This is a genomic window from Klebsiella sp. 64, assembly GCF_018223915.1.
GTDB lineage: Bacteria > Pseudomonadota > Gammaproteobacteria > Enterobacterales > Enterobacteriaceae > Klebsiella > Klebsiella pneumoniae.
On sequence record NZ_JAGRQZ010000040.1, the window covers coordinates 82,387 to 95,711 of the forward strand.

14 protein-coding genes and 1 pseudogene are annotated in these 13,325 nt (G+C 57.9%); 11 read left to right on the forward strand and 4 right to left on the reverse strand.

The window, feature by feature from the left end:
• Positions 1–228: 228 nt before the first annotated feature.
• From ytfQ to yjfF, 4 genes are all read left to right on the forward strand, one after another.
• Positions 229–1,185: a galactofuranose ABC transporter, galactofuranose-binding protein YtfQ gene (ytfQ, locus tag KHQ23_RS24020; RefSeq protein WP_002886769.1), complete on the forward strand. Its 957-nt coding sequence runs from the start codon at positions 229–231 to the stop codon at positions 1,183–1,185.
• A 123-nt stretch (positions 1,186–1,308) separates the two neighbouring features.
• Entirely contained in the window at positions 1,309–2,811 is a 1,503-nt protein-coding gene (ytfR, locus tag KHQ23_RS24025) for a galactofuranose ABC transporter, ATP-binding protein YtfR (RefSeq protein ID WP_002886772.1), read from the forward strand.
• Between the two features lie 10 nt (positions 2,812–2,821).
• Entirely contained in the window at positions 2,822–3,847 is a 1,026-nt protein-coding gene (ytfT, locus tag KHQ23_RS24030) for a galactofuranose ABC transporter, ATP-binding protein YtfT (protein ID WP_004152011.1), read from the forward strand.
• Positions 3,834–4,832 (forward strand): galactofuranose ABC transporter, permease protein YjfF, encoded by a 999-nt coding sequence (gene yjfF, locus KHQ23_RS24035; protein WP_004178367.1) that lies wholly within the window; start codon positions 3,834–3,836, stop codon positions 4,830–4,832. The genes ytfT and yjfF overlap by 14 nt, the downstream gene beginning before the upstream one ends.
• A 42-nt stretch (positions 4,833–4,874) precedes the next feature.
• On the opposite strand, the gene fbp is transcribed toward yjfF, so the two are convergent.
• Entirely contained in the window at positions 4,875–5,873 is a 999-nt protein-coding gene (gene fbp, locus KHQ23_RS24040) for a class 1 fructose-bisphosphatase (protein WP_002886827.1), read from the reverse strand.
• Positions 5,874–6,048: 175 nt separating this feature from the next.
• Between fbp and mpl the strand changes: the two genes are divergently transcribed.
• Both mpl and KHQ23_RS24050 read left to right on the forward strand, forming a co-directional pair.
• A complete protein-coding gene (gene mpl / locus KHQ23_RS24045; RefSeq protein ID WP_002886886.1) occupies positions 6,049–7,422 on the forward strand; it encodes a UDP-N-acetylmuramate:L-alanyl-gamma-D-glutamyl-meso-diaminopimelate ligase in 1,374 nt (457 codons plus the stop codon).
• A 68-nt stretch (positions 7,423–7,490) separates the two neighbouring features.
• A complete protein-coding gene (locus KHQ23_RS24050) occupies positions 7,491–8,018 on the forward strand; it encodes a GNAT family N-acetyltransferase (protein ID WP_015959305.1) in 528 nt (175 codons plus the stop codon).
• A 43-nt stretch (positions 8,019–8,061) separates the two neighbouring features.
• On the opposite strand, the gene KHQ23_RS24055 is transcribed toward KHQ23_RS24050, so the two are convergent.
• Positions 8,062–9,270, reverse strand: a complete 1,209-nt coding sequence (locus KHQ23_RS24055; protein ID WP_032435472.1) for an aldose 1-epimerase family protein — start codon at positions 9,268–9,270, stop codon at positions 8,062–8,064.
• Positions 9,271–9,454: 184 nt separating this feature from the next.
• On the opposite strand from KHQ23_RS24055, the pseudogene KHQ23_RS24060 reads away from it, so the two are divergent.
• A pseudogene (locus KHQ23_RS24060) lies at positions 9,455–9,570 on the forward strand (hypothetical protein).
• A 329-nt stretch (positions 9,571–9,899) separates the two neighbouring features.
• On the opposite strand, the gene yjgA reads toward KHQ23_RS24060, so the two are convergent.
• Positions 9,900–10,451: a ribosome biogenesis factor YjgA gene (gene yjgA / locus KHQ23_RS24065; RefSeq protein WP_004177664.1), complete on the reverse strand. Its 552-nt coding sequence runs from the start codon at positions 10,449–10,451 to the stop codon at positions 9,900–9,902.
• A gap of 95 nt (positions 10,452–10,546) precedes the next feature.
• On the opposite strand from yjgA, the gene pmbA reads away from it, so the two are divergent.
• A complete protein-coding gene (gene pmbA / locus KHQ23_RS24070) occupies positions 10,547–11,899 on the forward strand; it encodes a metalloprotease PmbA (protein WP_004152265.1) in 1,353 nt (450 codons plus the stop codon).
• Between the two features lie 36 nt (positions 11,900–11,935).
• A complete protein-coding gene (cybC, locus tag KHQ23_RS24075; RefSeq protein WP_002886893.1) occupies positions 11,936–12,322 on the forward strand; it encodes a cytochrome b562 in 387 nt (128 codons plus the stop codon).
• A gap of 54 nt (positions 12,323–12,376) precedes the next feature.
• On the opposite strand, the gene KHQ23_RS24080 is transcribed toward cybC, so the two are convergent.
• The gene (locus KHQ23_RS24080) at positions 12,377–12,508 is read right to left on the reverse strand and encodes a hypothetical protein (protein WP_032435474.1); all 132 of its coding nucleotides are present in this window, start codon (positions 12,506–12,508) and stop codon (positions 12,377–12,379) included.
• Positions 12,509–12,611: 103 nt separating this feature from the next.
• Here KHQ23_RS24080 and KHQ23_RS24085 point away from each other — a divergent pair, with 103 nt between their 5' ends.
• Together KHQ23_RS24085 and KHQ23_RS24090 are read left to right on the forward strand one after the other, a co-directional pair.
• Positions 12,612–12,950 (forward strand): PRD domain-containing protein, encoded by a 339-nt coding sequence (locus KHQ23_RS24085; protein ID WP_002886894.1) that lies wholly within the window; start codon positions 12,612–12,614, stop codon positions 12,948–12,950.
• Positions 12,951–12,960: 10 nt separating this feature from the next.
• Positions 12,961–13,323: an SFCGS family glycine-rich protein gene (locus KHQ23_RS24090; RefSeq protein ID WP_015959307.1), complete on the forward strand. Its 363-nt coding sequence runs from the start codon at positions 12,961–12,963 to the stop codon at positions 13,321–13,323.
• Positions 13,324–13,325 lie beyond the last annotated feature (2 nt).

Consider the following 13,325-nt stretch of genomic DNA (forward strand, 5'->3'; position numbering starts at 1 on the left):
TTCATTGCATGTGATTGATTTATCATACTGCTTAAAAAAACGTCATAAACCGCAACAGCCGCGCTCCCTGCGAAGCCTTATCGGCTCTCCGCTGGGCAGTAGGGCCGACATTAACATCTCATTTACTTTTTTGAAGTGTGATGTAACGCATTCAGTTACATCACCGATTGTCTATAGTTTGTCCGCAGGTGAGACTTTAACCAACAATAACCCTACGAGGATACCCTTATGTGGAAGCGCTTACTTCTTGTCACAGCAGTTTCCGCAGCTATGTCGTCTATGGCGATAGCTGCCCCGCTAACCGTAGGTTTTTCGCAGGTCGGTTCTGAATCCGGCTGGCGTGCGGCGGAAACCAGCGTCGCGAAAGAGGAGGCCGCCAAGCGCGGTATCACCCTGAAGATCGCTGATGGTCAGCAAAAACAGGAAAACCAGATCAAAGCAGTGCGTTCCTTTATCGCTCAAGGGGTCGACGCGATCTTCATTGCGCCGGTGGTGGCCACCGGCTGGGAACCGGTGCTGAAAGAGGCGAAAGAGGCCAAGATCCCGGTTTTCCTCCTCGACCGTTCCATTGATGTTAAAGATAAAGATCTCTACATGACCACCGTGACCGCCAACAACGTGCTGGAAGGCCAGCTGATTGGCGACTGGCTGGTGAAAACCGTCGACGGTAAGCCGTGTAACGTCGTTGAACTGCAGGGCACCGTTGGGGCCAGCGTGGCCATCGATCGTAAGAAAGGCTTCGCCGACGCGATTGCCAAAGCGTCGAATATCAAAATTATCCGCTCCCAGTCCGGCGATTTCACCCGCAGTAAAGGGAAAGAGGTCATGGAGAGCTTTATCAAAGCTGAGAATAACGGCAAAAACATCTGCATGGTGTTCGCTCATAACGACGATATGGCCATCGGCGCCATCCAGGCCATTAAAGAAGCTGGCCTGAAGCCGGGCAAAGATATTCTGACCGGCTCCATCGACGGCGTGCCGGATATCTATAAAGCGATGATCGCTGGTGAAGCCAACGCCAGCGTCGAACTGACGCCAAATATGGCCGGCCCGGCGTTTGATGCGCTGGAGAAATACAAAAAAGACGGCACCCTGCCGGAGAAGCTGACCATTACCAAATCGACGCTGTATCTGCCGGATACGGCGAAAGAAGAGTTAGAGAAGAAGAAAAATATGGGCTACTGAGTGGGGAGCCCCTCATTCCATCCCTCTCCCCGGTGGGAGAGGGTAAAAAGCAGCGTTCCAGAAACCCCGGGAAGCCCAGCGCGACCCGGGGTAACCTGACATCATTTGAAGGTGACATCGATTATGAGCGCCGAGGCACACCAGGAGATCCTTCGCACCGAAGGACTTAGTAAATTCTTCCCCGGCGTTAAGGCGCTGGATAACGTCAACTTTAGCCTGCGGCGCGGCGAAATCATGGCCCTGTTGGGCGAAAACGGCGCCGGAAAATCGACGCTGATCAAAGCGCTGACCGGCGTTTACCATGCCGATCGCGGCACTATCTGGCTGGAAGGCCAGGCTATTTCGCCCAAAAATACCGCCCATGCCCAGCAGCTGGGGATCGGCACCGTCTACCAGGAAGTGAACCTGCTGCCTAATATGTCGGTGGCGGATAACCTGTTCATCGGCCGTGAACCGCGGCGGTTTGGTCTGCTGCGACGTAAAGAGATGGAGGCCAGGGCGACGGCGCTGATGGCCTCCTACGGCTTTTCCCTCGACGTGCGCGAGCCGCTGAACCGCTTTTCGGTGGCGATGCAGCAGATCGTCGCTATCTGTCGGGCCATCGACCTGTCGGCCAAAGTGCTGATCCTCGACGAGCCCACCGCCAGCCTCGATACCCAGGAGGTGGAGATGCTGTTCACCCTGATGCGCCAGCTCAGGGATAACGGCGTCAGCCTGATCTTCGTCACCCATTTTCTCGACCAGGTCTATGCGGTCAGCGACCGCATCACCGTGCTGCGTAACGGCAGCTTCGTCGGCTGCCGCGAGACCCGCGAGCTGCCGCAGATTGAGCTGGTGAAAATGATGCTGGGTCGCGAACTGGACCACAATGCCCTGCAGCGGGCGGGCCGTACCCTGCTGAGCGATAAACCGGTAGCGGCGTTTGAAGGCTACGGTAAAAAAGGAACCATCGCCCCGTTCGACCTGCAGGTCCGCCCGGGAGAAATTGTAGGCCTCGCCGGCCTGCTGGGTTCCGGACGCACGGAAACCGCCGAGGTGATCTTCGGCATTAAAACGGCGGACAGCGGGAAGGCGTGGATCAAAGGCAAACCGCAGACCTTGCGCTCCCCGCATCAGGCGTCCTGCCTCGGGATCGGCTTCTGTCCGGAGGATCGCAAAACCGACGGCATTATCGCCGCTGCCTCGGTGCGGGAAAATATCGTTCTCGCCCTGCAGGCGCAGCGCGGCTGGCTGCGGCCGATCCCCCGCCGGGAGCAGAATGAGATCGCCGAGCGCTTTATTCGCCAGTTGGGGATCCGTACTCCGAGCGCCGAGCAGCCGATCGAGTTTCTCTCCGGCGGCAACCAGCAGAAGGTGCTGCTCTCCCGCTGGCTGCTGACCAAACCGCAGTTCCTGATCCTCGATGAGCCGACCCGCGGCATCGACGTCGGCGCCCATGCGGAAATTATTCGCCTGATTGAAACCCTCTGCGCCGATGGCCTGGCGCTGCTGGTTATCTCTTCTGAACTGGAGGAGCTGGTGGGTTACGCCGATCGGGTCATTATCCTGCGCGATCGCCGACAGGTGGCGGAGATCCCGCTCGCCGAGCTCTCTGTTCCGGCGATCATGAACGCTATTGCGGCATAAGGAGTAACCCATGATGCCTCGATCTCTTTCGCAAACCGGCCCGGAGAAGCGACGCTTCACCTGGCCGAAGGGCACCCCGCAGATTATTGCCCTGCTGCTGGTTCTGCTGGTAGACAGCCTGGTGGCGCCCCATTTTTATCAGGTGGTGCTCCAGGATGGCCGCCTGTTTGGCAGCCCGATCGATATTCTCAACCGCGCCGCGCCGGTGGCGCTGCTGGCGATTGGCATGACGCTGGTGATCGCCACCGGCGGCATCGACCTGTCGGTAGGGGCGGTGATGGCGATTGCCGGCGCGACGGCCGCCTCGATGACCGTCGCCGGGCACAGCCTGCCGGTGGTGCTGTTGGCCGCGCTGGCCGCGGGCGCGCTGGCCGGATTGTGGAACGGCATCCTCGTGGCGGTCCTTAAGATCCAGCCCTTTGTGGCGACGCTGATCCTGATGGTGGCCGGGCGCGGAGTGGCGCAGTTGATCACCGCCGGGCAGATCGTCACCTTTGATTCCCCGGCCCTGGCGTGGCTCGGCAGCGGATCGTTTCTGCTGTTTCCGACGCCGGTGATCGTCGCCGCCGCTACGCTGCTGCTGTTCTGGCTGTTTACCCGTAAAACGGCGCTGGGCATGTTTATTGAGGCGGTAGGGATCAACATCCGCGCGGCGAAAAACGCCGGCGTCAATACCCGCATCGTGGTGATGCTGGCCTATGTCCTGAGCGGCGTCTGCGCGGCGATCGCCGGGATCATCGTGGCGGCGGACATTCGCGGCGCGGATGCCAATAACGCCGGGCTATGGCTTGAGCTGGACGCCATTCTGGCGGTGGTCATCGGCGGCGCCTCGCTGATGGGCGGGCGCTTTAACCTGCTGCTCTCGGTGGTGGGGGCGCTGATTATCCAGGGAATGAACACCGGGATTTTGCTCTCCGGCTTCCCGCCGGAGCTCAACCAGGTGGTGAAAGCGGTGGTGGTGCTGTGCGTACTGATTGTCCAGTCGCCGCGCTTTATCGGTTTACTGAAAGGGGTACGCGGCCATGATAAAACGTAATTTACCATTGATGATCACCCTTGCGGTGTTTGTGCTGGGCTACCTCTACTGCCTGACCCAGTTCCCCGGTTTTGCCTCAACGCGGGTGATCTGCAATATCCTGACGGATAACGCCTTCCTCGGGATCATCGCCGTGGGCATGACCTTTGTGATCCTCTCCGGCGGGATCGATCTGTCGGTGGGGTCGGTGATCGCCTTTACCGGCGTCTTCCTCGCCAAAGCAATTGGCTTTTGGGGAATCTCGCCGCTGGTGGCCTTTCCGCTGGTGCTGGTGATGGGCTGCGCCTTCGGCGCGTTTATGGGGCTGCTGATTGACGCCCTGAAGATCCCGGCCTTTATCATCACCCTCGCCGGCATGTTCTTCCTGCGCGGCGTGAGCTATCTGGTGTCAGAGGAGTCGATTCCGATTAACCACCCAGTGTACGACACCCTGTCCGGGCTGGCATGGACCATTCCCGGCGGCGGTCGTCTCAGCGCCATGGGACTGCTGATGCTGCTGGTGGTGGTGGCCGGTATTTTTGTCGCCCATCGCACCCGCTTTGGCAACCAGGTGTATGCCATCGGCGGCAACGCCATGTCGGCGAATCTGATGGGGATCTCGACTCGCAGCGCCACGATCCGTATCTATATGCTCTCCACCGGACTGGCGACGCTGGCCGGGATTGTCTTTTCCATTTATACCCAGGCGGGCTATGCGCTGGCGGGCGTCGGCGTCGAGCTGGATGCGATTGCCTCGGTGGTGATCGGCGGTACGCTGCTCAGCGGTGGCGTCGGTACCGTGCTGGGAACGCTGTTCGGGGTGGCGATCCAGGGGCTGATTCAGACCTACATCAACTTCGACGGCACCCTCAGCTCATGGTGGACGAAAATCGCCATCGGCATTTTGCTGTTTATCTTTATCGCGCTGCAGCGTGGTCTGACCGTGCTGTGGGAAAATCGGCAAAATGCGGCGGTGACGCGGGTGAGCGGGGCGGGGAGTCGCTAAGAAATGCTCCTCCCGCAGGCGCGGGAGGAGCGGGCAGGGCGCTTAGGCGTCCGGGAACGCTTTAATAAAGTTCTCGACGTCTTCTACCATGTGGTTGTTGCCGACGAAGAAGGAGCGACGCTGATGCAGGCTTTCCGGGATAATATCCAGAATACGCTCTTTACCGTCGCTGGCCTTACCGCCCGCCTGTTCGGCGAGGAAGGCCATCGGGTTGCATTCATACAGCAGGCGCAGCTTGCCTTCCGGGTGGCTGGCGGTGCTCGGATAGAGATAGATGCCGCCTTTCAGCAGGTTGCGGTGGAAGTCCGCCACCAGCGAGCCGATATAGCGTGAGGTATAAGGACGCTGAGTCGCTTTGTCCTCTTCCTGACAGTACTTAATGTACTTCTTCACGCCCTGCGGGAATTTGATGTAGTTGCCTTCGTTGATGGAGTAGGTATTGCCCTTCTCCGGGAAGCGCATGCGCTCCTGGCATAGACAGAAGACGCCAAGGGACGGGTCGTAGGTGAAGGCGTGAACGCCGCAGCCGGTGGTATACACCAGCATCGTCGACGATCCGTAGACCACATAGCCCGCGGCCACCTGCTTGTTGCCCGGCTGCAGGAAGTCTTCTTCTGTCACCGGCGTGCCGACAGGCGTCACGCGACGGTAGATAGAGAAGATCGTACCGACAGAGACGTTAACGTCGATGTTAGAGGAGCCATCCAGAGGGTCCATCAGCACCACGTATTTGGCGTGTTCACACCCTTCGAAGACGACAATCTCATCTTCTTCTTCAGAGGCGATCCCGGCAACAATATCGCGTGCTCGCAGTGCGGCTTTTAATTTTTCATTAGCGAACAGATCGAGTTTTTGCTGAACCTCGCCCTGAACGTTTTCAGCACCGCTGGCACCCAGGATATCGACCAGACCGGCCTTGTTGATATCGCGGTGGATGATCTTGGCGCCCAACTTTATTGCTGACAACAAAGCAGTCAGCTCACCGGTGGCGTGGGAGAACTCGTGCTGCTTTTCAACAATAAACTCACCTAACGTTTTCATAACTCGTTCCCTGCATTTTTATGTTGAGTAAAACGAACGCAACAATCTTAACAAAGAATCAAAAAAGTGCGCACAGGTGAATCGCGCCAGCAAAATACAGATTCGCCTGAAATGCATTTCGCCAGGGCCCGGGATATGGGTAAAATGTGCCCCGGATAAGAAAAGGAAATGACGAATGCGCATTCATATTTTAGGAATCTGTGGCACGTTTATGGGGGGGCTGGCCATGCTGGCGCGCTCCCTCGGTCATGAGGTAACGGGGTCGGATGCTAACGTCTATCCGCCGATGAGCACCCTGCTGGAAAACCAGGGGATTGATTTAATTCAGGGCTATGACCCCAGCCAGCTGGAGCCCCGGCCGGACCTGGTGATCATCGGTAACGCCATGACTCGCGGCAACCCGTGCGTTGAAGCGGTGCTGGAAAATAATATTCCCTATATGTCCGGCCCGCAGTGGCTGCACGACTTCGTGCTGCGCGATCGCTGGGTGCTGGCCGTCGCCGGGACCCACGGCAAAACCACCACTGCCGGCATGGCGACCTGGATCCTTGAAGCCTGCGGCTATAAACCGGGGTTCGTGATTGGCGGCGTTCCGGGCAATTTCGACGTCTCCGCGCGCCTGGGCGACAGCCCGTTCTTCGTCATTGAAGCCGACGAATATGACTGCGCCTTCTTCGACAAGCGCTCCAAGTTTGTTCACTACTGCCCGCGGACGCTGATCCTCAACAACCTTGAGTTCGACCACGCGGACATCTTTGATGACCTGAAGGCGATTCAGAAACAGTTCCACCATCTGGTGCGCATCGTGCCGGGCAAAGGCAAAATTATCCTGCCGGAGAACGACATCAACCTGAAGCAGGTGATGGCGATGGGCTGCTGGAGCGAGCAGGAGCTGGTGGGCGAGCAGGGCCACTGGCAGGCGAAAAAACTGAACGCCGACGCCTCGCAGTGGGAAGTCTTACTCGACGGCGAAAAGGTCGGCGAAGTGAAGTGGGCGCTGGTCGGCGAGCATAATATGCATAACGGCCTGATGGCGATTGCCGCGGCGCGTCACGTCGGCGTGCTGCCGGCGGATGCCGCGAACGCGCTGGGCAGCTTTATCAACGCCCGCCGTCGCCTGGAGCTGCGGGGCGAAGCCAACGGCGTCACCGTGTATGACGATTTCGCCCATCATCCGACGGCAATCCTCGCCACGCTGCAGGCGCTGCGCGGTAAAGTAGGCGGTACCGCGCGCATTCTCGCCGTGCTGGAGCCGCGCTCTAACACCATGAAAATGGGCGTCTGCAAGGACGATCTGGCGCCGTCTCTCGGCCGCGCCGATGAAGTGTTCCTCCTGCAGCCGCAGCATATTCCGTGGCAGGTGGCGGAAGTGGCGGAAGCCTGCGTCCAGCCGGCCCACTGGAGCGCCGACGTCGATACCCTGGCGGAGATGGTGGTCAAAACCGCCCACCCGGGCGACCATATCCTGGTGATGAGCAACGGCGGCTTCGGCGGTATTCATCAGAAGCTGCTGGATAAGCTGGCGCAAAAAGCGGCCGCGGCTGAATAAGCGCGTACGCCTCCGGTAACTGCCCTCCGCGTGAGGGCAGTTTTATTTTAGCTACCAGGAATTGTGTGATGCTGACCTGCGAAAGCGTACGTTCTACCGACTCGCCCCATTTCGCCATGCTGGACGCGCTTTACGCGCGCGCCTTTCCGTGTCACGAGCAGCGCGAAAGCGAGGCCAAACGTCAGGCGCTGAGCCACCCGCGCTACGCGCTGGAAGCATGGTTCGATGAAGGCGTCTTTGTCGGCCTCAGCGGCTGCTGGCAGTTTGCCGGCTACGGTTATATCGAACATCTGGCGATCGACGACACGCTGCGCTCCCGCGGCTATGGTAAACAGCTGCTGGCGCAGATCCTGACGCGCGCCCCGCTGACCATTCTGGAAATCGATCCGCTAACCACGGCCATCGCCCATAAACGGCTGCGCTTTTATCAGTCGATGGGGTTCCATGCTAATCCCTGGGCGCATCATCACCCGAGCTATCATCAGGGCATTGCGGATCATGAGCTGCTGGTGCTGAGCTACCCGCAGCCGCTCGGTGAGCGGCAGTATCAGCAGTTTGCCCGGGATCTCGGGCACGAGGTGATGGGGCGGGAGTAGCCCGGCTCGGCGTACCGCTCCGGGCATTCGACTGGCGGCGCTGTTACTCTTTGGCGATCGGCGTCTCGTTCTCCGCGACTTTGTTATCGCCCTGAATCTTAGCGATTTTCTGCTCAACGGCGGCTACCTGGGCGCTGTCGTGCAGCAGGGTGTAGGTTAGATCAAACTGCGCGCTGGCGCCCGGCTGCAGCTGCTTCACGCGTTTTTGTTTGCGTTCAATGGTGACCGGATAGGCGTAGCTGGTCCCCGGTTCGATACCGGTGACGTAGCCCTGCTTGACGGTATCGGTGTTTTTCCACAGCGTCAGGACCGGCAGCTGACGGGTATCAAACTGAATAGAGGCCCCTTTATCGCCCGCTTTGTTGACCACGGCGGCCAGGGTCTGGTGATTTTCATCGGCCAGGGGCTGAATATTAAATACCATCTCGTCAAAATCTTTAGTCGGTCCCTGATAGGTTTGCCAGGTTTTTAACCCGCTCTTCGCGTAATCATTGAACGGGCTGATGCTGGAGATCGGGGCGAGGAAACGCGCGCCTTCTTCGAGGATCGGGGTGCCGAAGTTGCTGTGGTAGATGATCTGATAATCATGCGGATAGTCGGCATGGTTGGTTAAGACGTCATGTAAGCTGAAGCTGTTGCTACCCGGCACGTAGCGCAGTTCGGTCAGGGTCTGCAGATCGGCTTTTTTAAAGGTGCTCTCTTTCACCAGCCCGCGGATGCGGATTTCATACGGCGCGCTGTCGGCCACCTCCACCTCCACCAGAGAGGCCGGCGTGTTGCCCGCCTTGCCGTGTAGGGTATAAATTTGCCCGTCCGCGGTCACCGGATGGCCGGTCCATTCATAGCCGCAGCGGACCATCATCTCGTTGAATCCTTCCAGCCAGCCGAGGCCATTGCGGCTTTCCAGATTGATAAACGCCGGGTTGACGACCTCTTTAACCGGCGAATCCCAGCCCATCCGGCTGCCGAAACCCTCAATACGCAGCAAGTTCATGCCGCGTGTCGGGCTCAGGGTGATGGTCAGGCCGTCTTTACTATGAATGGTGAGGATTTTGCTGCCTTCCTGCTTACCGCCGTGCAGGACTTTTTGCTCAATGCTGAACGCATGATCTTTCACCTTCAGCTGATCGCTGTTGATCTGCCAGTTTCCTTTATCCATACCCTCTTCAGCGTTCGTCAGCACCCATGTTTTTGCCGCGGCCGAGCCGGAAACCAGCAGGGCGATCGTCGTCAGAACCAATGTCTTTTTCATTTTTATTCCCTTTTTGCTGAATCGATTGTGTCATTGACGTGTGAAATCTACCGGCATGGGGGTGAGTAAAATGTGAAGCGCCTCACCTGGTGAGAAAGTGGCCGTTTTTATGATGTTAAATGAGATGAAAGTCGTATTATTTTGCTAAGTAATACGTATTTATTACCAGGATATGTGATCTATATTGTTTTCAGCTTTAACGATTCAGCTTGGCAGTAAGGCAATAAACAAACGTATCGTCGTGTGGATGAGGGGACTCAGGTGATGCGACGGGAATCCCCCTGCTGGCGCAAGCCTTAGAGCTGGGGTGAAGGTAGGCCGGATAAGGCGTAGCCGCCATCCGGCATAACGACGGGAACGGAGGCTGGTACAGCTTGCCCGGCGGCGCTGCGCTTGCGCGGGCCTACGGTGTTGGATAACCGTTTGATATACCGGGCTCCGTAGGCCGGATAAGGCGTAGCCGCCATCCGGCACAATGACGGGAACGGAGTCTGGTACAGCTTGCCCGGCGGCGCTGCGCTTGCGCGGGCCTACGGTGTTGAGTAACCGTTTGATATAGGGAACCGTAGCCCGGATAAGGCGCAGCGCGCCGCCATCCGGGAGACTATTGCGGGCAAAAACAGGGGGACTTAGCCTTCGTTTTCCGCCAGTTCACGCAGATACTGGAAGATCAGGCGCGCCGATTTCGGCGGCTTGTTGCCTTCTTTCTCTTTCTTCGCATTGCGGATCAGCGAACGCAGCTGCTGACGGTCAGCATCTGGCCACAGGTTCAGCACTTCAGCGACGGCGTCATCCCCGTCGTCAATCAGTCGATCGCGGATCTGCTCCAGCTTGTGGAACAGCGCAACCTGCTGGTTGTGACGGTTTTTCAGCTTGTCCAGCGCCTGACGAATCGGATCGACATCGCGGTTGCGCAGCATCTTGCCGATAAGCTGCAGCTGGCGGCGGCGACCCTCTTTTTTGATTCGCTGGGCGAGTTCGATGGCGTCGCGCAGGTCGGTATCCAGCGGAATTTTATCCAGCGCGTTTTTCCCCAGGTCAACGAGTTCCGCGCCAAGACGCTTCAGTTCTTCCGCGTCGCGCTTAATTTCACTCTTACTGACCCAGATGATTTCATCATCTTCATCTTCAACGTCATCACCGGGCACGTCGTCGAGCCAGTCTTCGGGCTGCTTTGTCATCTCAGGCTCCTTAAAAAAAGAGGCTAATGTTACCAGTTAAGGCGCGCACTGAAAAACGGTTCTCTGTTAGACTTCAGTTAACTCCTTCTTACATTATGGCATTAGCAATGAAAGTCATCTCTCAAGTTGCACAGCAGCGTAAGACGCTGGAAGAAGCCGTTACCACGGCACTGGAACTGGCGGCAGGTAAATCTGATGGTGCGGAAGTTTCCGTCAGCAAAACCACGGGCATCGGCGTCAGCACCCGCTATGGCGAAGTGGAGAATGTAGAATTCAACAGCGATGGGGCATTAGGCATCACGGTTTACCATCAGAACCGCAAGGGCAGTGCCTCCTCCACCGATCTTAGCCCGGACGCTATCGCCCGCACCGTGCAGGCGGCGCTGGATATCGCTCGCTATACCTCCCCGGACCCGTTTGCCGGCGTAGCCGATAAAGATCTGCTGGCCTTTGACGCCCCGGATCTGGACCTGTTCCACCCGGCGGAGGTCTCCCCGGACGACGCCATCGAACTGGCCGCCCGCGCGGAGCAAGCGGCCCTGAAGGCCGATAAACGCATCACCAACACCGAAGGCGGCAGCTTTAACAGCCACTACGGCATCAAAGTGTTCGGTAACAGTCACGGCATGCTGCAAAGTTACTGCTCGACTCGCCACTCCCTCTCCAGCTGCGTCATTGCGGAAGATGACGGCGATATGGAGCGCGACTACGCCTACACCATTGGCCGGGCAATCGAGGATCTGCAGTCCCCGGAATGGGTCGGGGAAGAGTGCGCCCGCCGCACCCTGTCGCGCCTGGCGCCGCGTAAGCTGTCGACCATGAAGGCGCCGGTCATTTTCGCCAACGAAGTGGCGACCGGGTTGTTTGGCCACCTGGTCGGAGCGATTGCCGGCGGCGCGGTCTACCGTAAATCGACCTTCCTGCTCGATTCGCTGGGCAAACAAATTTTGCCGGAGTGGCTGACCATTGAAGAGCATCCGCACCTGCTGAAAGGGCTGGCCTCCACGCCGTTCGACAGCGAAGGCGTGCGCACCGAACGTCGCGATATCGTCAAAGATGGCGTGCTGACCCAGTGGCTGCTGACCAATTACTCAGCGCGCAAGCTGGGGATGAAAAGCACCGGCCACGCCGGGGGCATCCACAACTGGCGCATTAACGGCCGCGGCCTGAGTTTTGCAAAGATGCTTAAAGAGATGGGCACCGGTCTTGTGGTTACCGAACTGATGGGGCAGGGTGTCAGTGGCGTCACCGGCGACTACTCACGCGGCGCATCCGGCTTCTGGGTAGAAAACGGCGAAATTCAATATCCTGTCAGTGAGATCACCATTGCAGGAAATCTGAAAGAAATGTGGCGTAATATCGTGACCATTGGCGATGATATTGAAACGCGCAGCAACATTCAGTGCGGTTCTGTGCTGCTGCCGGAGATGAAAATCGCCGGGCAATAACACCTGTTTGCTTAAATAATAAAAAGGAAGTGAGCAATGCGTAAAAAACTGTTAGCGATGCTGGCTGTCTCTGCTTTTGCGCTCGGTTCAGCGTCGGCCTTCGCCGACCTGGGCGAAGACATGGACACTCTGGCAGAAAACCTGCAAGTGGTACAGAAGACCTCCGACGCCGGCGAGCTGAAAGCGGCGCTGAATAAGATGCGTACCGCCGCGGTCGATGCTCAGAAAGAGACCCCGCCGAAGCTGGAAGGCAAAGCGGCCGACAGCGCTGAGATGAAAGATTACCGTCACGGTCTGGATATTCTGATCGGCCAGATCGACGGTGCGCTGAAGCTGGCGAACGAAGGCAAGGTGAAAGAGGCGCAGGCCGCCGCGGAGGAGTTTAAAACCACCCGCAACACCTATCATAAGAAGTACCGCTAACCGTTCTTTTCGGGAGGCATCAGCCGATGCCTCCCACCTGAAAGCCTACCGATATCACATTTTTCCACTCTCTTTTTCCGGCCTTTCCGCTGCCGCGGGCGCCTTGTCCATGCTCATTGTTGTGATACATCTCACGCCATAGCCGTCGTTTTTACCTTTTCCCTGTGAATATGTGGAGTCGATCACCTAAGCCTTCTCCCTTTCCACTTCGAAGTGGAAAACAACTCGCTACAAACTCCTGACCCCCGGCGCTACCTTGATTTCCAGAGACATCAGCGGGGTAACACAAGTGAATAACGGAGCGGTAATAAACGACGTAGGGGAGCAGGCGGCGCAGACCGAACGCCTGGCTGACAAGATGTTACAGCAGGTTTTCGCCCTGTTAAGCCGTCACGACATCGTCCCTAACGACGTTCAGGAGCAAATGCTGACTTCCCACGTGCGGGCCATGGCCCACCGGTCAATCAGCGGCGAACCGCTACCGGAAGTGGATGCCAGTCTGTTCGAAGAAATTTCTGAAGATTCAATGATGCTGGCCCGCGAAGTGGTCGCACAGTTCGGCAACCTGCCTGATGAAGAGGCCTGGCTGCTCTCCGTCCACTTCGAAGTCGCGAAAGATAACCTGTAAGGAGCAAAACATGGAACAAATCACTGTAATCATTGGCGACCGTCTGGGTAAAGGCCAAAAAGTCGCCGCAGGCGCTGAAAAAGCGGGCGCACGTGCTGTGGTCGTCCCTGGCGTTGCGGCCGACATGAAGCTTGGCGACATAATGAAAGCGGAAAACGCCACCTTCGGCATCTCCTTCTGCGGCAGCGGCGGCGCTGGCGCCATCACCGCCCAGACCAAATACGGCTACAAAGCAAAATATGGCATGCGCTCTATTGATGAGGGCGTCACCGCTATCAACGAAGGCTGCAACGTGCTGGGCTTCGGCTTTATGGATAAAGAAGAGCTGGGCGAGCGGCTGGTAGAAGCCTGGAAAAAGAAATACGGCGCATAAGT